This window comes from Runella sp. R0.1_18 (genome assembly GCF_057652155.1).
This window is the reverse complement of sequence record NZ_JBYFCK010000131.1, coordinates 1-263: the sequence shown is the minus strand read 5'-3', so window position 1 is coordinate 263 and position 263 is coordinate 1. Positions and strand designations below refer to the sequence as shown.

General features: G+C 52.9%; 1 protein-coding gene. It reads left to right on the top strand.

The features are described 5' to 3' along the window. The coding region (locus tag AC23P2_RS31390; RefSeq protein ID WP_487776837.1) for an Ig-like domain-containing protein at nucleotides 1-263 on the top strand (263 nt) is incomplete at both ends.

The following is a 263-nucleotide window of genomic DNA, read 5'->3' as shown; positions in this document are numbered from 1 at the left end:
CCACCGACGAAAGGAACGGTGACGTTAAATCCTGACGGAAGTTTTGTTTATACGCCGACGCCAGGCAAGACGGGCGAGGACGTATTCTGCTACGAAGTAAGCAATGCGCAAGGGTTGAAAGACACAGCTTGTGTGACGGTGGATATTGTACCGACGCCCATTGCAGGCAATGATGCACCCGTGGTAGTGGATGACAACACGGAGACGCCAAAGAATACACCAGTGGTAATCAATGTGAAAGCCAACGACGGCGACCCTGACGG